Here is an 18,538-nt window from a genome sequence, read left to right on the forward strand (position 1 = left end):
TCCGGGCGAGCGGCCGCGCAGCGTGACGGACACGCCGTATGCACCCGTATACATCCGTATGCTCGCTCAGCCGCCGGGTGCGGACACGACGACGGTGCCGGTGGCGGTGACCGCGACGATCGGCTCGGGCAGCGCCTCGGCTGCGGACTCGCCCTTGTCGGGGCGCCCCCGGCACACCACGCGGGCCTCGAAGTCCATGACGCGGCTGCGGGTGCCGGCGCGGGTGAGGACGGCGGTGGTCTCCAGGACGTCCCCGGCCCGGACGGGCGCGCGGAACTGCACGTCGGAGTAGGAGGCGAACAGGCCCTCGTCGCCGTCGGTGCGGATGCACAGCTCCGTCGCGGCGTCCCCGAACAGGCCGAGGACGTAGGCGCCGTCGACCAGGTCGCCGGCGTAGTGGGCGTGGGAGTAGGGGATGTACCTGCGGTGCGTGACGGACGTCCCCTCGCGCGGATCGCTCACCGGTCCTCGTCCTCCTCGTGGTCGTCGTGGTCATCGTGGTCATCGTGGTCGTCGCCGGCGTGCGGCAGGGTCTCGGCGGGGAGCAGGGCGTGGACGAGGTAGCTGGCGACCTCGGCGGGCGTGGTGCCCTTGCCGAAGATCCGGTCGACGCCGAGGTCGGCCTCGCTCACGGTGTCGAACCGGGGACCGCCGACGACCAGGAGCGGCCGCCCGATCCCGGCGGCGACGGCGGTCGGGTACTCGGCGTGGAACGCGGCGGCCATCTGCTTGGTGTTGTGCAGGTGCGCGTTGCGCTGGGTGACGACCTGCGAGACCAGGACGGCGTCGGCGTCCTCGGCCTTGGCGCGCTCCACCAGCTCCGCGACGGTCACCTGCGCGCCCATGTTCACCACCCGGATCTCCCGGTAGTACTCCAGGCCCTTCTCGCCCGCGAACCCCTTGACGTTCAGGATCGCGTCGATGCCGACGGTGTGCGCGTCGGTGCCGATGCAGGCGCCGACGACGACCAGCGGCCGGTTCAGCGCCCGCCGGATCGCCTGGTTGACCTCCTGGGCGGTCAGCAGCGGGTAGGCGCGCTCGGCCGGGACGGGGATGGCGGCGTAGTCGATGAGGTGCCCGACCTTGCCGTACACGATGAAGAAGGTGAAGTCGGGGCCCATCGGCTTGGCGTGCACGACGCTGGCGGGGTCCAGGCCCATCTTCGCGGCGAGTTGCAGCGCGGCGGCGTCGGCGCGTTTCCCGGCGGGGACGGGCAGGGTGAAGGACATCTGCACCATGCCGTCGCCGGTGGTGTCGCCGTAGGGGCGGATCACCTGCCGGGTGTCGGCCGGCTCGACCGGGGCCTGCGTTCCGGTTCCGGTTCCGGGGCCTTCGACCGTCATGCGGGCACCTCCTGACCGGCCGCGCCGCCCGTGTAGGCGGCGTCCGGGTTCTCGGCGTCGAGGATCTCGATCGCGGGGTTGACGTAGCCGTCGGCGCGGGGGACGACGCCGTCCAGGCCCTTGCCGCCGTCGGGCGGGCGGCGGGTGACGCCGAAGGTGCCCTCGGCGATGGCGTTCAGGAGCCCGTCGTCGGCGATGCGGCCGAGCAGGTCGACCGACTCCGACAGCACCTGTTTCGCGCGCTGGACGAGCATGCCGTCCGGGCGGGGCACGAAGTCCTCGGCGAGGCTCCCGCAGGCGTCGCGGACGTAGCGGACGTTCTCCAGCGCCAGGTCGCGATCCGACAGCCAGGGGGTGTGGATGCCCTCGGTCATCATCCCGATCAGGATGATCGACTGCCCGGTCAGCACGCCGGCGAGGTTGAAGAACGCGTCCAGCAGGTACCCGTTGAAGATGTTGCCGGTCATGTGCTTGGTCGGCGGCATGTACTTCAGCGGCGCGCCGGGGAACAGCTCCCGGACGAGCTGCGCGTGCGCCAGCTCCAGCCGGAACGACCCGGGGATCGCGGGGTCGATCTCGAAGGCGTGACCGAGGCCGAGCTGCGCGTCGGCCAGGCCCGCCTCGTGCCCGAACCGCTCGTTGAGCAGCTGGCTGACGATCACGGTGTGCGCGGCGTCGACGGCGTCGGCGGTGGTGAGGTAGTTGTCCTCGCCGGTGTTGATGACGATCCCGGCGCGGGCGTGGATCTGGCGGGAGAAGCGCTGGTCGATGAACGTCCGGCGGGGGTTGATGTCGCGGAAGATGATCCCGTACATGCAGTCGTTCAGCATCATGTCCAGGCGCTCCAGCCCGGCGAGCGTCGCGATCTCCGGCATGCACAGCCCGGAGGCGTAGTTGGTCAGCCGCACGTACCGGCCGAGCTCGCGGGACACCTCGTCCAGCGCGGACCGCATCAGCCGGAAGTTCTCCCGCGTGGCGTAGGTCCCGGCGTAGCCCTCGCGGGTGGCGCCCTCGGGGACGAAGTCCAGCAGCGACTGGCCGGTGGAGCGGATCACCGCGACGACGTCGGCGCCCTCGCGCGCGGCGGCCTGCGCCTGCGGCATGTCCTCGTAGATGTCGCCGGTCGCGACGATCAGGTACACCAGCGGGCGCGGCGGGTCGGCGGCGTCGGGGGTGGGCAGCTCGCGCAGCAGGGCGTCGCGTTCGGCGCGGCGGCGGTCGATGCGGCCGATCCCGGCGCGGGCGGCCTCGGCGGCGGCCTTGCGGGCGTGGCCGGCGTCGGTCCCCGCCGGCAGCCGGAAGGACACGCCGCCCCGGGCGGCGGCCTGGGCGAGGTCGCCGAGGGAGCCGTGCGGGCCGGTCAGCAGCGCGTCCCACACCGGGAGGGCCACGCCGTGCTCCAGGCCGACCTGGTCGCGGACGGCGTCGGCGAGGTGGTTGGCCCAGGGGCGCCCTTCGTCGTCGGCGCCGGTGAGCCCGGCGAGGCGGAGCAGGGCCCGCTCGACGGAGACGGTCGTGTGGGAACGTGCCATCCGGATGATCGGGGCGGCGGCGCGGGCGGCGAGCCGCCGGGCGGTGCGCACCACTTCCGGGTCGAGGTCCAGCTTTCCCTGCGGCGCCCCGCTGACGTCCATGCCGCCGACTCCCCTCGCACGGCCCGCCCTGCCGGGCCCGTTCCGTCAATCATCCGTCAATCGGAGATCTCTACGAGAGATCTTCCGGTACGAACACCGTATTTCACAAGAACCACCACCGGCACTTCCCGGCCTCACTCCGGCGTACAGCTCCACCTTCCCTGGCCGGGCGGTCATCTCACCGCCGGGTGAGGTCCGCGCCGGATCCCGGGCGTGGCGACCGTCCGTAAATCTACAATCACCCCAGGTAATGGCAGATCCGGCCCCCGGGAGAGCCATGATCGTTTATTGTCTGGCCGCGGCCTGCGCCATCGGCGTGGTGATCGCGGCGAGCCGGCTGGTGCGGCGGACCCGCGGCGTCGACGACGCCGACCCCGACGGCCCCACCACCGCCCACACCGGCGCGATGCTGTCCGCGCTGTTCCTGCTCGCGTTCGCGATCGCCGTCGTCGTCCCGTGGACGTCGGCGGACGCCGCGCGCTCCAACACCTACACCGAGAGCCAGGCGATCGCCGAGGCCTACTGGGCGGCGTCGCGGCTGGAGGCGGACGACGCGCGGCACGTCCAGCAGGGCCTGCGCGACTACGTCGACCTCGTCCGCGGCCCCGAATGGAGCCTGATGAGGCACGGGCGCATGAGCCACCGCGGCTGGACGGAGCTGGAGCGCCTGCGCCGCGACGTCATCGCCGTCAAGGCCGGCGACGACGACGAGCTCAAGGACGCCCGCAACCTGGTCCTGGAGCAGCTGGGCCAGATCTCCTCGGCCCGCCGCCAGCGCGCCATGGACGCCCAGAACTCGCCGCCCGCCGGGCTGCTCATCATCACCGTCCTGACCGGCGTCGTCATCACCCTGCTGCCGTTCCTGTCCGGCGCCCGGCCACGCGGGATGACGCTGGTCCCGCTGTGCCTGATGGCCTCGCTGCTGGCCGCCGGGACGTACCTGACCATCGACATCTCGCACGTGTTCACCGGGGCCCTGGCCGTCGGCCCGGAGGCGTTCACCAGCCTGCACGACGACCTGCAGCGCATCGCGGAGGGCGGATGACCATGCGCCGCCGCCGCTCCCTCCTCCTGCCGGTCCTGTCCGCCGCCGCCGCGGCCGCCCTCGGCTTCCCGTCCTGCGCGCTCGCCGCCCAGCCGCCCCCGATCCCGATCCCGAAGCCGCGCGTCAGCCTGTGCGTCAACGTGGAGATCGACCTGCCCCGCCGGCCCCCTCGGCCGCGTCCCTCCGACTGGCCGACCTGCACGCCGCCGCCGCTGCCCACGCCTCCGACTCCCCCGATGCCGCCGATGCCGCCCGTCCCGCCCATCCCGCCGCACCCGCCGACCGCGCCGCCGCCCAAGCCGCCCGACCCGACGCCGCCCGACGCGACGACCCCGAAACCGCCCAAGCCGCCGAAACCGCGCACGCCGCGGCCGGGGCCGGAGACGGCGCCGCCGCTCGTGCCTCCGCAGCCGCCCCGGCCGCGCCCGCAGCCGTCACCGCCGCAGGAGGCCGACCCGTCCCCGGCGCAGCGCGCGGAGCAGACGGCGCCGCGGCGCCGCGACCCGCTCGGCACCGCGCTGGTCCTGGCGGTCATCGCGATCGTGGTCAGCGCTGGCGCGGCCATCGCCTTCGCCCGCTGAGCCTTCGCGCGCTGACCCCTGCCCTCGTCCGCCGAGCCTTCGCCCGCTGACCGCCGTCGCGCTAGCGGCGCCCGACGCCGCCGAGGACGAGGAAGCGCTCCGGGTCGCTCACGGCCTCGCCGTCGCCCGGGCGCCACAGCGGCACGTACACCAGGCCCGGGTCCAGCAGGTCCCAGCCGTCGAAGAACCGCAGGATCTCCGCGTGCGAGCGGGACACGGCCGGGGAGCTCGCCCGGTCGTAGAGCTTGCCGATCGCCGCGGTCTTCCCCGGCTCGGTCTCATGGGTGAGGTGGGAGATCACCAGGTGGCTGCCGGGTGCGGCCGCCTCCCGCAGCGCGCCGACGATCTCCTCCGGGCCCTCCTCGTGCTTGACCAGGTGCAGCGCCGCGACGAGCAGGAACGCGGTCGGCCTGGACAGGTCGAGCAGGCCCTTCAGCGCCGGGTCGGCGAGGATGTCCTGCGGGCTGCGCATGTCGGCGTGCAGGACCGCCGCCTGCTCGTCGCCCGCCAGGATGGTGCGGCTGTGCGCGACGGCGACGTCGTCGTTGTCGACGTACACCACCCGCGCGTCCGGGTTCACGCTCCGCGCGATCTCGTGCACGTTGCCCTGCGTGGGGATGCCGGACCCGATGTCGACGAACTGGTCGACGCCCGTCCCGGCGATCGTGCGGACCGCGCGCCGCAGGAACGCCCGGTTCGCCTGCGCGAGCTCCCGCGCCTGCGGCTCGACCCGCAGCAGCCCGGTGGCCAGGTCGCGGTCGGAGGCGAAGTTGTGGTCACCGCCGAGCAGGTAGTCGTAGACCCGCGCGACGCTCGGCCGCCCGCTGTCGACCTCGGGGGGAATCCACTCGGTGCCCATACATCGTCTCCCTGCCGACCGAAGGGTGCCGTCCGGACGCCGGGGTAACACTGTTCCGCCTGGACGGCCTGTGATGTACATAATCTACGAAATCGGCGGGCTCCGGTATACGGGACCGTCCGGCATACGGAACAGTGAAGGTCGTGTCGGAAAGACCCCCGTGGCAGGCGGCGCCGGTGACCGTCCTGCTGACCCCGGACGGGCGGATCACCGGATGGAGCGAGGGCGCCGCGCGCCTGTTCGGCCGCGGCGCCGCCGAGGCCGTCGGGGCGCCGCTCACCGACCTGCTCGCCGCCTTACCCGGCGGCGCCGACGGCGCCCGGGCGCTCACGGCCGCGCTGGAACGCGCCGCCGAGGGCCGCGCGTGGTGCGGCGTCCTGCCGCTGCCGGGCGATGAGGGGACGGGTGCGGGCCTGTCGGTGGCCTGCGAGCCGATGACCGTCGCGGGCGGCGGCGCCGCCGTCGCGCTGACCCTGTCGCCGCCGTGGGCCGGCGGGCTGGAGCTGCTGAGCGAGGCGGGCCGCCGCATCGGCTCGACGCTGGAGCTGCACCCGACCGCGCGGGAGATCGTCGAGGTCGCCGTCCCGCGGTTCGCCGACGCGGGCGCCATCTACGTGCTGGAGCGGCTCCTCGCCGACGACGACCGGCCCACCGCCGCCGAGGCGACCCGCGAAAGGACCGGGGAGGACGGGGCCCGCCCGGTGGTCGTGCGGCGGCTGGCGGTCGCGTTCGCCGAGGACGACCCGCGCGGCTGGGCCCGCGAGTTCCCCGTCAACGAGGTGATCGTCTACCCGCCGGCCACGCCGTACGCGCGGTGCCTGGCCACCGGGCGGATGGTCGAGTTCGGCGGCGACACCGTCCAGAAGACCCTCGCGCACCGCACCGGCCGCCTCGTCGAGGGGCTCCTCGACCACGTGTCGCTGCTGGCGGTGCCGCTCGTGGCCCGGGGCAGGGCGCTCGGGTTCGCGGTGTTCAGCCGCAAGCGCGGCCGGCCGCCGTTCGCCGCCGCCGACGCCGCGCTGGCCGCCGAGCTCGCCGCACGCGCCGCGACGTGCATCGACAACGCGTGCCGGTACCGGCACGAGCACCGCACCGCCACCGTCCTGACCTCGAGCCTGGTCCCCGCCGCGATCACCGCCCCGCCGGGCCTGGAGATCGCGCACCGCTACCTGCCGGCGCGCGGCGGCGTCGGCGGCGACTGGTACGACGTCGTGCCGCTGCCCGGCGGCAGGATCGCCGTCGTGATCGGCGACTCGGTCGGCCACGGCGTCACCGCCGCCGCCGCGATGGGGCAGCTCCGCGTCGCCGCGCACACCCTGGCCAGCTGCGAGTTCGGGCCCGCCGAGATGCTGGAGCGCCTGGACGCCATCGCGCAGGACCTGCACGCCGCCCAGTTCGCGACCTGCCTGTGCCTGGTCTGCGACCCGGCGACCCGGCGCTGCGAGGTGGCGTGCGCGGGGCATCCGCCGCCGCTGCTGGCGCTCCCCGACGGGACGGTGCGGCAGTTCGCCGCCCCGCACGGCCTGCCGCTCGGCGTGTCCGACCCGGCGCATCCGCCCGAGTACGAGCAGGTCACCGAGACGATCCCGGCGGGCGCCACCCTCGCCCTCTACACCGACGGCCTCGTCGAGAGCCGCCGCCGCAACGTCGACGAGGGCATCGCCCGGCTGGCGTCCGCGCTGGCCGCGTCCCGGGCGGGCACGCCGGAGGAGACCGCCGACGGCGTCCTGGCCCTGCTGTCCGACCAGCAGGACCGCGACGACATCGCCCTCCTCCTCATCCGCCCCACCTGACCCGCCGGGGCCGGGCCCCGGCTACAGGCCGGGGATCTCGTGGTTGCGGAACGCGTCCACGAAATAGGTGTGGTCGTCGCGGACGATCTCGGCGTATTGCGTCCCGAACGCGACCATCGCGGCGACGAACGCCGACTCGTCCGGGCCGATCACCGCGTCGATCGCGTCCTCGACCTGGAAGTCGACCAGGGTGTGGTCGGAGTCGGTGTCGGACACGCAGTGCACCTTGGCGGTGGCGCGGCCCAGGTCGTCCAGGACCGACAGCATGTCCTCCGGCTCGGTGAGGCCGCCCCAGTCCAGGTCCTCCTCGTAGGGGGACAGCTCCTGCACGACGTACCCGACGCCGCCGATGCTGGTGTGGCCGAGCCACGGGTCGCTGTTGGCCTGCAGCGCCCGCCGCGACACCGCGGTGCGGTGCCCGTGGTGCCGGAAGTACTCGCGGATCCGCGGGTCGTCGACGACGCGGCTGGCGGCGGCGACGTTGCCCTGCTTCATCGACAGGACGACGTCGTTCTCCAGCGCCTGCGTGTTCCCCTCCACCAGGATGTTGTACGCCGACAGCCCCGCCGAGCCGATGCCGAACCCGGATGCGCCGACGATGTCCTTGACCTGGTAGGTCAGGCTCCCGAACCGCTTCTCCGCCGGGATCGTCGTCAGGTACTCCTGGTAGGCGGCCTCGACCTCGGCGCGCTCGGCGGCCTCCAGCCGCCGCACGCCCGGACGGTCCCGGAACCGCCGGTCGGCCCCCGACACCTCCGTCATCCCGGCCAGCAGCCCGATGCGGGTGCCGCCCATCGCGGCGACCAGCACGTCCCGGATGTAGCCGTCGGTGGTGTCGAGCGTCAGCGCGAACCGCTCGTCGCCGTCGTGCGCGGCGAACCGGCGGACCTGGTCGACGTAGGCGCGCACGTAGGTCTCGATCAGCCGCCGGATGTCGTCGTCGGAGATCGCCTTCTGCCAGGCCAGCAGCGCAAGGCTCGCCACGAACCGCTTGACGTCCCAGGTGAAGTGCCCGACGTAGGCCTCGTCGTAGTCGTTGACGTCGAAGACGAACACGCCGTCGTCGTCCATGTAGGTGCCGAAGTTCTGCGCGTGCAGGTCGCCCTGGATCCACACGCGGGAGGTGCGCTCGTCGGCCCACGGGTCGTCGTCGCCGACGATGTCGGCGTAGAACAGGCAGGCGCTGCCCCGGTAGAACGCGAACGGGTCGGAGGCCATCTTGCGGAAGCGGCGGCGGAACTCGGCGGGGCTGCGCTCCATCAGGTCCGAGAACGCGTCGACGAGGACGTCGACGATCTGCGCCCGGCGCTCCTTCGGGTCCCGCCCGCGCAGCTCCTCGGTGATGCTCCCCATGCCGTCTCCCTCAATGCTCGGATCCCCCGCCGCTACCCGGGGCGTTCCCGGTCATTGTGCCGAATCGTCCCCGGTCCGGGAGGTGAACAGCGCACGGACGGCGGGTTCGGAGCGCACCAGGTCCAGCGCCGCCTCCGCGTGCCCGGGGACGTAGCCGTTCCCGATGAGCATCGTCACGTCGGCGGCGAGGCCCTCGGCGCCGAGCGCGGCGGCGGGGAACGAGGTCGCCATCGAGAAGAACACGACGGTGCCGCCGGGCGCGGTCGCCAGGATCGCGCCGTGCTCGCAGCCGGGGACGTCCACGCAGACGACCGTGACGTCCACGGGCTCCCCGATCGCGGCGGCGACGGCGACGGGATCGCGCGCGTCGGCGCGCACCACCGTGTCGGCGAGGCCGGCCGCCACCAGCCTCTCCTCCTCCTCGGCCGTCGGCACGAGCCCGACCAGGCGGGACGCGCCGGCGCGGCGCGCGGCGGCCAGCGACAGGGAGCCGCTCTTGCCCGCCGCCCCGAGCACCGCCACCGACGGCGAACCCGCCCGGGACCCGACGACGCGGCGGGTGAGGGCGGGCGCGCCGCACACGTCCATGACGGCGAGCGCCAGCGGAACCGGCAGGTCGGCGGGCAGCACCGCGGCGATCGACCGGGCGAACAGGATCGCGTGGCCCTCGGCGGGCACCTGCTCGGTCCGCCCGTCCCAGCGGGCCAGGCCGTCGGTGATGGCCAGCGGGGTGAGGGTGAGCGAGACGAGCGTCGCGACGCGGTCGCCGGGCTTGAGGCCGAGCGGCGACTGCGGCCCGGCCTCCTCGACGACGCCGACGAGCATGCCGCCCGACCCGGTCACCGGGTTGTGCATCTTGCCGCGCTCGGCGACGATCCGCAGCACGTCGGCGCGGATCGCGTCCGGGTCGCCGTCGTGCGCGGTGCGCAGCTGCCGGTAGGACGCGGCGTCGAGGTTGAGGCGCTCGACGGCGATGCGGACCTCGTCCGGGCCGATCCGGGGATCCGGGTCCAGCCGCAGCGCGGCCTGCGGCAGCACGCCGCGGGGCTCCAGCACCCGGTGCAGCCCCACCGCCGAGCCCGTCCTGCCCTGACCGCCGTCGTTCATCGCCGTCCCCGCCTCTCCGTCGAATCCGATGGCGTTACGTAAGATGTACCGAGTATCACTGGTTTCATCGAAATTCTTCCCGTAGCGTCGGCGCTATACAAGAGTTTTACGCGATCAAAGCGAGGCGAGGAGGCGGTCGGCGATGACCACTGCCCTGCATCCGGACGCGGGCGGCGGTCCCGTCCTGTCCGAAGAGACCGCACGCCAGCCCTACGTGTACCGGCGGCGGCCCCTTGAGGAGCCCGACTGGCAACGGATTCCCGGCTGGCGCGACGTCACGCGCGAGGAGTGGGAATCGGCCCAGTGGCAGCGCGCCCACTGCGTGAAGAACCTCCGGCAGCTCCGCCAGGTGATGGGCGACCTGCTCGACGAGCCGTTCTACGCCGACCTGGAACGCGACCACGCCGAGCGCGCGACGATGTCGATGCTGCTGCCCCCGCAGATGCTGAACACGATGGACTCCTCGTCCACCGACGCCTTCTACGCCGACCCCGTGCGCCGCTACATGCTGCCGGTGTTCAGCGACCGGCGCACCGACTGGCCCTCCCACCCGCTCGCCGCGCGCGACTCGCTGCACGAGGCCGAGATGTGGGCGGTCGAGGGCCTCACGCACCGCTACCCCACCAAGGTCCTGGCCGAGATCCTGCCGACCTGCCCGCAGTACTGCGGCCACTGCACCCGCATGGACCTGGTCGGCAACTCCACCCCGAACGTCGACAAGCACAAGTTCACCGTCAAGCCGCCGGACCGGCTCGGCGCCATGCTCGACTACCTGCGCCGCACGCCCGGCGTCCGCGACGTGGTCGTCTCCGGCGGCGACGTCGCGAACATGCCCTGGCCGCGGCTGGAGTCGTTCGTCGCCTCGCTGCTGGAGATCGACAACATCCGCGACATCCGCCTGGCGAGCAAGGCGCTGATGGGCCTGCCGCAGCACTGGCTGCAGGACGACGTCCGCGCCGGCATGGAGCGCCTCGCCGCGACGGCGCACGAGCGCGGCGTCCAGATCGCGATCCACACCCACGTCAACGCCGCGCAGTCGGTGACGCCGCTCGTCGCGAAGGCCGCCCGCGCGATGCTCGACACCGGGATCCGCGACGTCCGCAACCAGGGCGTGCTGCTGCGCGGGGTCAACGACTCCCCCGCCGCGCTGCTGGACCTGTCGTTCGCGCTGCTCGACGAGGCCGCGATCATGCCGTACTACCTGTACATGTGCGACATGATCCCGGCCAGCGAGCACTGGCGGCTCGCGGTGTGGGAGGCGCAGGAGCTGCAGCACGCGATCATGGGCTACCTGCCCGGCTTCGCCACACCGCGGATCGTGTGCGACGTCCCCTACGTGGGCAAGCGCTGGGTGCACCAGCTCGCCGACTACGACCGCGAGCGCGGCATCTCCTACTGGACGAAGAACTACCGCACCGGCCTGGAGGCGTCCGACCCGGACGCGCTGACCAGGCGCTACGAGTACCACGACCCGATCTACACGTTGCCGGAACGCGGCCGCGAATGGTGGCGGCGGCAGGTGAAGGCCGCCTGAGCCGAGACTGGCTGGAGCGTTTCCGCCCGGCGCCTTTACGTTGTAGATCAGGAACGGTGGCGCCTATGCTCGGACGGGTGACGACCTCCTCCGACTCCGACCTGACCTGCCGGTTCCCGCTCGGCGCGGCCATCACGGCCGCCGATCTGGAGGACGACCCGCACCCCCACCTGGCGCGGCTGCGCGAGCGCGAGCCGGTCTCCTGGCTGCCGGCGCTCGGCGGCTGGCTGGTGACCTCCCGCGACCTGGCCCTGCGCGTGATGCGCGACGCCGCCGCGTTCACCGTGGACGACCCGCGCTTCTCCACCGCGCAGGTCGTCGGGCCGAGCATGCTGTCGCTGGACGGGCCCGTCCACACCCGCCACCGCGACCCGTTCGCCCGCCCGTTCCGCCCCGCCCGGACCCGCGAGCGGTTCACCGCGTTCGTCGAGGCCGAGACCGCGCGGCTGGCCGGCGGGCTCGCCCCGGCGGGCCGCGCCGAGCTGCGCGGCGAGCTGGCCGGGCCGCTGGCCGTCGCGGTCGTCGCCGAGGCCCTGGGGCTCGAGGGCGTGGACGCGGCGACCGTCCGGTCCTGGTACGGCGCGTTCGTCGAGGCCGTCTCGGCGATCACGGCGGGCGGCGCGGCGGCGCCCGCGGCGGGGGACGCCTACCGGCTGCTCACCGCGGCGGTCGAGGAGGCGATCGGCGCGTCGCGGCCCGGTTCGCTGCTGGCCGAGGCCGCGCACGACGAGGCGGGGCTGACGACGGCGGAGGTCGTCGCGAACGCCGCGATCCTGATGTTCGGCGGCATCGACACGACCGAGGGGATGATCGTCAATGCCGCCCTGCACCTGCTCGGGCATCCCGACCAGCTGAAACTCGTCCTGGACGACCGGGAGCTGCTGCCCGCCGCGATCGAGGAGTCGCTGCGGCTGGAGCCGTCCGCGTCCGTCGTCGACCGGTACGCGACCCGCGACGCCGAGATCGGCGGGACGCCGATCCGCGCGGGCGACCTCGTCCGCGTCTCGCTCGCCGGCGCCAACCGCGACCCGGCCGTGTTCAGCGACCCCGACCGCTACGACGTGCGGCGGCACAACGCCGCCGAGCACCTGGCGTTCGCGCACGGCCCGCACTTCTGCTTCGGCGCCCACCTCGCCCGGCTGGAGGCCCGTACCGCGCTCACCGCCCTCCTGGACCGGCTGCCCGGTCTGCGGCTCGACCCGGCACGCCCGGCCCGCCCGCACGGCCTCGTCTTCCGCAAGCCGCCCCGGTTGGACGTCCAGTGGGACACCTGATGTGGGAACATTCCGGAATGATCGTGGAACGCCGTGTCGAACTGCGCTTCGCGCAGGAGAGCCGAGAGGCCGAGACGCACACCAACCTGTCCGCCGTCCGCCAGGACGGCCGCTGCCTCTGGGTGGCGGGCGACGAGACCGCCACCATCGAGCGGCTCACCGCCTCGCTCGACGGGGACGGGCGCGTCACCGCCTACGAGGGGCAGGCCACGGTCGCGCTCGCCGATCTCGTCCCGCTGCCGGCGGGCCCCGGCGAGGAGGCCGACATCGAGGGCCTGGCCCGCGCCAACGGCTGGCTGTGGGCGGTCGGCTCGCACAGCCTCAAGCGCAAGAAGATCAAGGCGGGGCAGAGCGACGCGAAGTCGCGCAAGCGCCTGGCCACCGTCGTCCGCGAGGACAACCGCTTCATCCTCGTGCGGCTCCCCCTGGTCACGGATGAGGACGGGCTGCCCTCCGTCGTCCGCGAGGACGGCGACCGCACCGCCGCCGTCCTCGGCCTGGACAAGGACTCCCTCACCGACCTGCTGGCCGACGACCCGCACCTGGCGCCGTTCCTGTCCATCCCCAGCAAGGACAACGGCATCGACATCGAGGGCGTCGCCTCGCACGGCGACCGCCTCTACATCGGGTTCCGCGGGCCGGTGCTGCGCGGCTGGGCGGTGCTGGTGGAGATCCGCCCCGGCGACCACCCGCGCGACCCGCGGCGGCTGCGCGCGCTCCCCCTCGACGGCGACGGCGCGCTGTACCGGACGCACTTCCTCGACCTGCGCGGCCTCGGCATCCGCGACCTGTGCCCGCACGGCGACGACCTGCTCGTCCTCACCGGCCCCAGCATGGACCTGGACGGGCCCGTCCAGGTCGTGCGGTGGCGGAACGCGGTGAAGGCCGACGCCGCCGAGGTCGTCACCGCCGACGAACTGGAGGTGGTGGGCGACATCCCCTACGGCGACGGCGACGACCACGCCGAGGGCATCGCGGTCCTGGACGAGGGGCCCGGCACGCGCGTGCTGGTCGTCTACGACAGCCCGTCGCCGGAGCGGCTCACGGCGGAGGGCGGCGTCCTCGCCGACGTCGTCACGCTCCCCGAGTAAGCGCTCGCTTTCACCGTCTGAGAGGATGGTCCCCGTGACCGTCGGGAGCGGAGGGACGAGGCGAGCATGATCGAGTGGTCCGACGAAGACCTGATGATCCGGGACGCGGTGCGCGGCTGGATCGACGCCGAGGTCCGGCCGAACCTGGACGCGCTGGAGTCGGGCGAGCTGCCGCCCTACGACCTGCTCCGCGGCCTCTACAAGACCTTCGGCATGGACGAGCTGGCCCGCTCCTCCTTCCACTCCCGGAAGGAGGGCAAGGAGAGGTCAGAGGGGGACGATCGGGCGCGGGACGGGAACGCGGCGATGACGATGATCCCGGTGATCGAGCTGTCCAGGGTCGCGCCCGGGCTGGTGTCGGCGATGGGCGTCGGGCTCGGCCTCGCCGCCGGGACGATCATGAAGCGCGGGACGCCGGAGCAGAAGGAGCGCTGGGCGCTGCCGCTGCTCACGATGGAGAAGATCGGCGCGTGGGCCATCACCGAGCCGAACTCCGGGTCGGACGCCTTCGGCGGCATGCAGTCCACCGCGAGGAAGGTCGGCGACGAGTACGTCATCAACGGCAGCAAGACCTTCATCACCAACGGCCCCTACGCCGACACCATCGTCTTCTACGCCAAACTCGACGACCGTCCTCCAGCCCCCACCCACCACCATTCAAACGACGAGCTCCGCTCGACGCCCGATGGGGACGCCCGTGACCGCGAGATCCTGACGTTCGTCCTGGACAAGGGCATGCCGGGGCTGGAGCAGAGCAAGCCGCTGCGCAAGATGGGCCTGCACTCCTCTCCCACCGGCGAGCTCTTCCTCAACGACGTCCGCGCGGGCGCCGACCGGCTCCTCGCGGCCGGTGAGGGCAGCGGGAAGGAGTCGGCGAAGCAGAATTTCGTGACCGAGCGCGCGGGCGTCGCCGCAATGGCGCTCGGCGTCATCGAGGAATGCCTGAAACTGTCGGTCGAGTACGCCAGGACGCGCGAGCTGTGGGGGCAGCGGATCGGCGATTTCCAGCTGATCCAGCTCAAGCTCGCCAAGATGGAGGTCGCGCGGCTCAACGTGCAGAACCTGGTGTTCCGGCACATCGAGATGCAGCGCGCCGGACGCGCCCCCACCCTCGCCGAGGCGTCGGCGATGAAGCTGTACTCGGCGCAGGCCGCGAGCGAGGTGGCACAGGAGGCCGTGCAGCTGTTCGGCGGCAACGGCTACATGAGCGAATACCGCGTCGAGCAGCTCGCCCGCGACGCGAAATCGTTCCAGATCTACGCGGGAACCGACGAGATCCAGGTCACCCATATCGCCCGGGACCTGCTGTCACGCTGACCCCCGGGACGCGGGCGGAACCGGTGGACGCGCCGCGAACTTCCGCGGCGTTCGCGGCATCGAAATGGGGGAGGGCGGGCGAAGGTCTGTCCCCCGTCCTCGCCCGAACTCCGTTTCTGGACAGCCGACGATGGGGACTGGATACTCACGCTATGGACGGTCAGCCCTCATTCCCGGTGAGAGCGTCCGACATGGAACGTGACCGGGTGCTGCGGGTCCTCAGTGACCGCGTGGCCGAGGGCCGGATGTCGAACGAGACGTTCGAGCGCCGCGTCGACCAGGTGCTGCAGGCCCGCAGCCAGGCCGAGCTGGCCGACATCGTGCACGACCTGCCGTCCGGCAACCGCGTCCTCAACCGGCTGACCGGCATCGTCTCCTCGGTGTCGCAGGTGACCGCGCGGATCGAGGCGGCGTGGCGGGCGCCGCGGCTGCCGCGGTTCGTGCTGCCGCCGAGCGATCTGAAGCGCATCGTCGTCGGCCGCGCGCCCGGCTGCCAGTTCATCCTCACCGACCTGACCGTCTCGCGGTTCCACGCCGAGATCTACCACGCCGACGAGGGCTGGATGATCTCCGATCTCGGCTCGATGAACGGCACCCGCGTGAACGGATGGCGGCTGACCGGCCCGGCCCGCGTGCGGCCCGGCGACGAGGTCGGCTTCGGCAACTCCAGCTTCATCGTCACCGCGCCCTGAACGTCCTGCCGCGCCGCGAAAGTCCGGGTTCGGCCCAGGTCTTGACGTGATCGTTAAGAGTCCTTACTTTCTCCTCCAAGTTAGGAAACCTTCTTAACGCGAGAAACCGTCACGAGACCCGTACGCGGAGGCGCCGCCGTGTCCACGCCCGTCCCCGGGACGCCCAGCCTGCTGCGGGCGATCAACGACCGCGCGGCGCTGGAGGCGCTGCTGGACCGGGGGCCGCTGACCCGGCCGCAGATCTCCGACCTCACCGGCATCTCCAAACCGACCGCCTCGCAGCTGCTGGCGCGGCTGGAGGAGGCCGGGCTGGTCGTCCGGGACGGGATCCGGGAGGGCCTGCCGGGCCGCACCGCCGAGCTGTACCGGATCAACGGGTCCGCCGCGCACGTGGCGGGCGCCGACGTCACCCCGGCGCGGATCCGGGTCAGCGTCGCCGATCTCGCCGGGACGGTCGTCGGGGAGCACACGCTGCCGACGCCCGACCGCACCGGCGTGGACGTCGTCGCCCGGATGGCCGCCGCGCTCGACGGCGCCACCGCCGCGGCGGGGCTGACCCGCGCGGGCCTCGGCCTGGCCGTCATCGGCATCCAGGGCGCCGTGGACCCGGCGACCGGGCGGCTCGGGTACGCCTCCCACATCCCCGGCTGGCACATCCCGGACCTGGTCGCGACGCTGAGCGACGGGCTCGGCGTGCGGATCGCGATCGAGAACGACGTGAACCTCGCCGCGCTCGCCGAGCGCGCGGACGGCGAGGCCGCCGGGACCGGAGACTTCGTGCTGCTGTGGGTCGCCGACGGCGTCGGCATGGCCGTCGTGCTGAACGGGGCGCTGCACCGCGGCGCGACGGGCGGCGCCGGCGAGATCGGCTACATGCCCGCGGTCGGCGCGCCGCTGATGCGGGACGTGCGCCGCACCCACACCGGCGGCGTGCACAGCCTGACCGGCGGCGCGGCCGTGCTGAAGCTGATGCGCGAGCACGGGTTCCGCGGCCGCGACGCCGCCACCGCGCTCGGCCGCGTCGCCGACGACGTGTGCGCGGCGGCCGCCGGGACGCGCACCGCCTCCGACGCGGGGGCCCGCGCCGAACGGGCCCTCACCGAGCTGGCGAGCCGGCTCGGCGTCACCCTGGCCACCGTCGTGGCCATCGTCGACCCCGCCCTCGTCGTCCTCACCGGCGACGTCCTGCGCGCCGGAGGGGAACCGCTCCGCGCGCGCGTCGAACAGCACCTGCACAGCCTGACGATCCCGCGGCCCAAGGTGCGGCTCAGCACCGTCCAGGGCAACCCGGTCCTGGCCGGGGCGCTTCAGCAGGCACTCCGGGAGACACGCGACGAGGTCTTCTCCAGCACGGTCCCCCTCCCCTGACCCCCGACTCCCCCTGCCCCTCTGACTCCCGAACCCCTGACTCCCCGACCTCCTGACTCCCGGACCGCCGACTCCCGACCCCTGCCCGCGAACCCCGCGAACCCGCGTCCCGCGATCCCACGAACCCCGCGTTCACCAGCCCACCCCCTGACCGGCATCACTCCCTGCACCTGGACGGCTGCGGACGGCCGTCCCACCCCTGAAGGAGAAACCGGAGTGCCCACCACCAACACGCGCCGCGTCGCCGCGGCCCTGGCCGCCGCGGCGCTCGGCCTCACCACCGCCGCCTGCACCGCCGGCGGCGACGGGTCCGGCGAGGGCCCGAAGTCCGACGAGAAGCAGACCATCGAGGTCTGGCACGGCTGGAGCGCAGAGCACGAGGTGAAGGCGTTCCAGGACGCCGTCGCCGGCTTCAACAAGGCGCACCCGAACATCACCGTCAAGCTCGTCACGGGCGTCACCGACGAGCGCATCACCAACGCGATCCGCGGCGGGAACCCGCCGGACGTGGTGTCGTCGTTCACCACCGACAGCGTCGGGCAGTGGTGCAAGAGCGGCGCCTGGCAGAACCTCAAGCCCTACATCGACAAGTCCAAGGTCGACCTGAACATGTTCCCGGCGGCGGTCCGCAAGTACACCGAGTACCAGGGCGTGCGCTGCGCGATGCCGCTGCTGGCCGACGCCTACGGGCTCTACTACAACAAGGACCTGATGAAGGGCGAGCAGCCGCCCAAGACGATGAGCGAGCTGACCGCGCTGGCCAAGAAGCTCACCGTCCGCGACCCGGACGGCACCATCAAGGTCGCCGGGTTCATGCCGTCCGCGCAGTACTACGAGCACCAGGTCCAGCACCTGGCGCCGCCGTTCGGGGTGAAGTGGCTGACCGACGACGGCAAGGCCAACTTCTCCAAGGACCCGGCCTTCCAGGCGTACCTGAAGTGGAACAAGGAGCTCATCGACTGGTACGGCTACGACAACGTCAAGAAGTTCCTGCGCTCGCTGGGCCAGGAGTTCGAGGCGGCCAACCCCTTCCAGAAGGGGAAGGTGGCGATGGCCATCGACGGTGAGTGGCGCACCAAGTTCATCGAGAAGGAGGCGCCGAAGCTCAACTACGACACCGCGGCCTCCCCGGTCGCCGACGACAAGGTGTCGACCTACGGCAGCGGCTTCATCGCCGGGACCGTCATCGGCATCCCGCGCGGCGCCAAGCACGCGCAGGCGAGCTGGGAGTTCGTCCGCTACCTCACCACCGACACCGCCGCGCTGGTGACGCTGTCCAACGGGCTCGGGAACGTGCCGTCCACGATCCCGGCGCTGTCGTCGCCCGACCTGAAGCTGACGCCGCAGTTCAAGACGTTCCTGGACGTGTTCAAGCACCCGGCGAGCAGCACCACGCCGCCGACGCCGAACGGCAACGACTACATCGTGCGGTTCCAGAAGTTCGTCCAGGACGAGTGGGAGACCGGCAAGGTCAGGGACCTCGGCCCGGCGCTCACCAAACTCGACGGCGAGGTCGACAACGCGCTCAAACTCGCCGGAGGCTGACC

General features: G+C 72.8%; 16 protein-coding genes. 10 read left to right on the top strand and 6 right to left on the bottom strand.

What is annotated here, in order from left to right:
• Positions 1 to 66: 66 nt before the first annotated feature.
• The 3 genes from ACH34S_RS24085 to ACH34S_RS24095 are packed head-to-tail and all read right to left on the bottom strand — an operon-like array spanning position 67 to position 2,977.
• Positions 67 to 462 carry a hotdog fold domain-containing protein gene (locus tag ACH34S_RS24085; RefSeq protein WP_395955027.1) on the bottom strand — a complete coding sequence of 132 codons (396 nt, stop codon included), beginning with the start codon at positions 460 to 462 and terminating at the stop codon, positions 67 to 69.
• Positions 459 to 1,343 carry an OAM dimerization domain-containing protein gene (locus ACH34S_RS24090; RefSeq protein WP_395955028.1) on the bottom strand — a complete coding sequence of 295 codons (885 nt, stop codon included), beginning with the start codon at positions 1,341 to 1,343 and terminating at the stop codon, positions 459 to 461. The genes ACH34S_RS24085 and ACH34S_RS24090 overlap by 4 nt, the downstream gene beginning before the upstream one ends.
• Positions 1,340 to 2,977, bottom strand: coding sequence for a lysine 5,6-aminomutase subunit alpha (locus ACH34S_RS24095; RefSeq protein ID WP_395955029.1), 1,638 nt, complete (start codon positions 2,975 to 2,977; stop codon positions 1,340 to 1,342). Before ACH34S_RS24095 ends, ACH34S_RS24090 begins: the two co-directional genes overlap by 4 nt.
• 277 nt (positions 2,978 to 3,254) lie before the next feature.
• On the opposite strand from ACH34S_RS24095, the gene ACH34S_RS24100 reads away from it, so the two are divergent.
• Both ACH34S_RS24100 and ACH34S_RS24105 read left to right on the top strand, forming a co-directional pair.
• Positions 3,255 to 4,022, top strand: a complete 768-nt coding sequence (locus ACH34S_RS24100) for a hypothetical protein (RefSeq protein WP_395955030.1) — start codon at positions 3,255 to 3,257, stop codon at positions 4,020 to 4,022.
• Positions 4,019 to 4,603 carry a hypothetical protein gene (locus ACH34S_RS24105; RefSeq protein WP_395955031.1) on the top strand — a complete coding sequence of 195 codons (585 nt, stop codon included), beginning with the start codon at positions 4,019 to 4,021 and terminating at the stop codon, positions 4,601 to 4,603. The genes ACH34S_RS24100 and ACH34S_RS24105 overlap by 4 nt, the downstream gene beginning before the upstream one ends.
• Before the next feature lie 61 nt (positions 4,604 to 4,664).
• Here the strand turns inward: ACH34S_RS24105 and ACH34S_RS24110 are convergent, their stop codons facing one another.
• Entirely contained in the window at positions 4,665 to 5,462 is a 798-nt protein-coding gene (locus ACH34S_RS24110; RefSeq protein WP_395955032.1) for an SAM-dependent methyltransferase, read from the bottom strand.
• A gap of 143 nt (positions 5,463 to 5,605) precedes the next feature.
• Here ACH34S_RS24110 and ACH34S_RS24115 point away from each other — a divergent pair, with 143 nt between their 5' ends.
• Positions 5,606 to 7,255: a SpoIIE family protein phosphatase gene (locus ACH34S_RS24115; RefSeq protein WP_395955033.1), complete on the top strand. Its 1,650-nt coding sequence runs from the start codon at positions 5,606 to 5,608 to the stop codon at positions 7,253 to 7,255.
• Positions 7,256 to 7,276: 21 nt separating this feature from the next.
• On the opposite strand, the gene ACH34S_RS24120 is transcribed toward ACH34S_RS24115, so the two are convergent.
• Together ACH34S_RS24120 and ACH34S_RS24125 are read right to left on the bottom strand one after the other, a co-directional pair.
• Positions 7,277 to 8,608 carry a DUF2252 domain-containing protein gene (locus ACH34S_RS24120; RefSeq protein ID WP_395955034.1) on the bottom strand — a complete coding sequence of 444 codons (1,332 nt, stop codon included), beginning with the start codon at positions 8,606 to 8,608 and terminating at the stop codon, positions 7,277 to 7,279.
• A 51-nt stretch (positions 8,609 to 8,659) separates the two neighbouring features.
• Positions 8,660 to 9,715 carry an L-erythro-3,5-diaminohexanoate dehydrogenase gene (locus ACH34S_RS24125; protein WP_395955035.1) on the bottom strand — a complete coding sequence of 352 codons (1,056 nt, stop codon included), beginning with the start codon at positions 9,713 to 9,715 and terminating at the stop codon, positions 8,660 to 8,662.
• A gap of 142 nt (positions 9,716 to 9,857) precedes the next feature.
• Between ACH34S_RS24125 and ACH34S_RS24130 the strand changes: the two genes are divergently transcribed.
• The 7 genes from ACH34S_RS24130 to ACH34S_RS24160 all read left to right on the top strand — a co-directional run bounded on the left by ACH34S_RS24130 (position 9,858) and on the right by ACH34S_RS24160 (position 18,536).
• Positions 9,858 to 11,249, top strand: a complete 1,392-nt coding sequence (locus ACH34S_RS24130) for a KamA family radical SAM protein (protein ID WP_395955036.1) — start codon at positions 9,858 to 9,860, stop codon at positions 11,247 to 11,249.
• A 77-nt stretch (positions 11,250 to 11,326) separates the two neighbouring features.
• Positions 11,327 to 12,523 (top strand): cytochrome P450, encoded by a 1,197-nt coding sequence (locus ACH34S_RS24135; RefSeq protein ID WP_395955037.1) that lies wholly within the window; start codon positions 11,327 to 11,329, stop codon positions 12,521 to 12,523.
• Positions 12,524 to 12,540: 17 nt separating this feature from the next.
• Positions 12,541 to 13,614 (top strand): DUF3616 domain-containing protein, encoded by a 1,074-nt coding sequence (locus ACH34S_RS24140; protein ID WP_395955038.1) that lies wholly within the window; start codon positions 12,541 to 12,543, stop codon positions 13,612 to 13,614.
• Positions 13,615 to 13,680: 66 nt separating this feature from the next.
• Complete coding sequence (locus ACH34S_RS24145; protein ID WP_395955039.1) at positions 13,681 to 14,931, top strand: acyl-CoA dehydrogenase family protein; 1,251 nt, start codon at positions 13,681 to 13,683, stop codon at positions 14,929 to 14,931.
• 152 nt (positions 14,932 to 15,083) lie between these two features.
• The gene (locus tag ACH34S_RS24150) at positions 15,084 to 15,623 is read left to right on the top strand and encodes an FHA domain-containing protein (RefSeq protein WP_395955040.1); all 540 of its coding nucleotides are present in this window, start codon (positions 15,084 to 15,086) and stop codon (positions 15,621 to 15,623) included.
• 138 nt (positions 15,624 to 15,761) lie between these two features.
• The gene (locus ACH34S_RS24155) at positions 15,762 to 16,991 is read left to right on the top strand and encodes an ROK family protein (protein ID WP_395955041.1); all 1,230 of its coding nucleotides are present in this window, start codon (positions 15,762 to 15,764) and stop codon (positions 16,989 to 16,991) included.
• 216 nt (positions 16,992 to 17,207) lie between these two features.
• A complete protein-coding gene (locus ACH34S_RS24160) occupies positions 17,208 to 18,536 on the top strand; it encodes an ABC transporter substrate-binding protein (protein ID WP_395955042.1) in 1,329 nt (442 codons plus the stop codon).
• Positions 18,537 to 18,538 lie beyond the last annotated feature (2 nt).

The organism is Actinomadura sp. 3N508, from assembly GCF_044326375.1.
Lineage (GTDB): Bacteria > Actinomycetota > Actinomycetes > Streptosporangiales > Streptosporangiaceae > Spirillospora.

Coding starts and splice junctions, on each gene's coding strand:
- ACH34S_RS24090 (WP_395955028.1), bottom strand. CDS start 1,343: ATGACGGTCGAAGGCCCCGGAACCGGAACCGGAACGCAGGCCCCGGTC.
- ACH34S_RS24095 (WP_395955029.1), bottom strand. CDS start 2,977: ATGGACGTCAGCGGGGCGCCGCAGGGAAAGCTGGACCTCGACCCGGAA.
- ACH34S_RS24100 (WP_395955030.1), top strand. CDS start 3,255: ATGATCGTTTATTGTCTGGCCGCGGCCTGCGCCATCGGCGTGGTGATC.
- ACH34S_RS24105 (WP_395955031.1), top strand. CDS start 4,019: ATGACCATGCGCCGCCGCCGCTCCCTCCTCCTGCCGGTCCTGTCCGCC.
- ACH34S_RS24110 (WP_395955032.1), bottom strand. CDS start 5,462: ATGGGCACCGAGTGGATTCCCCCCGAGGTCGACAGCGGGCGGCCGAGC.
- ACH34S_RS24120 (WP_395955034.1), bottom strand. CDS start 8,608: ATGGGGAGCATCACCGAGGAGCTGCGCGGGCGGGACCCGAAGGAGCGC.
- ACH34S_RS24125 (WP_395955035.1), bottom strand. CDS start 9,715: ATGAACGACGGCGGTCAGGGCAGGACGGGCTCGGCGGTGGGGCTGCAC.
- ACH34S_RS24130 (WP_395955036.1), top strand. CDS start 9,858: ATGACCACTGCCCTGCATCCGGACGCGGGCGGCGGTCCCGTCCTGTCC.
- ACH34S_RS24140 (WP_395955038.1), top strand. CDS start 12,541: ATGATCGTGGAACGCCGTGTCGAACTGCGCTTCGCGCAGGAGAGCCGA.
- ACH34S_RS24145 (WP_395955039.1), top strand. CDS start 13,681: ATGATCGAGTGGTCCGACGAAGACCTGATGATCCGGGACGCGGTGCGC.
- ACH34S_RS24150 (WP_395955040.1), top strand. CDS start 15,084: ATGGACGGTCAGCCCTCATTCCCGGTGAGAGCGTCCGACATGGAACGT.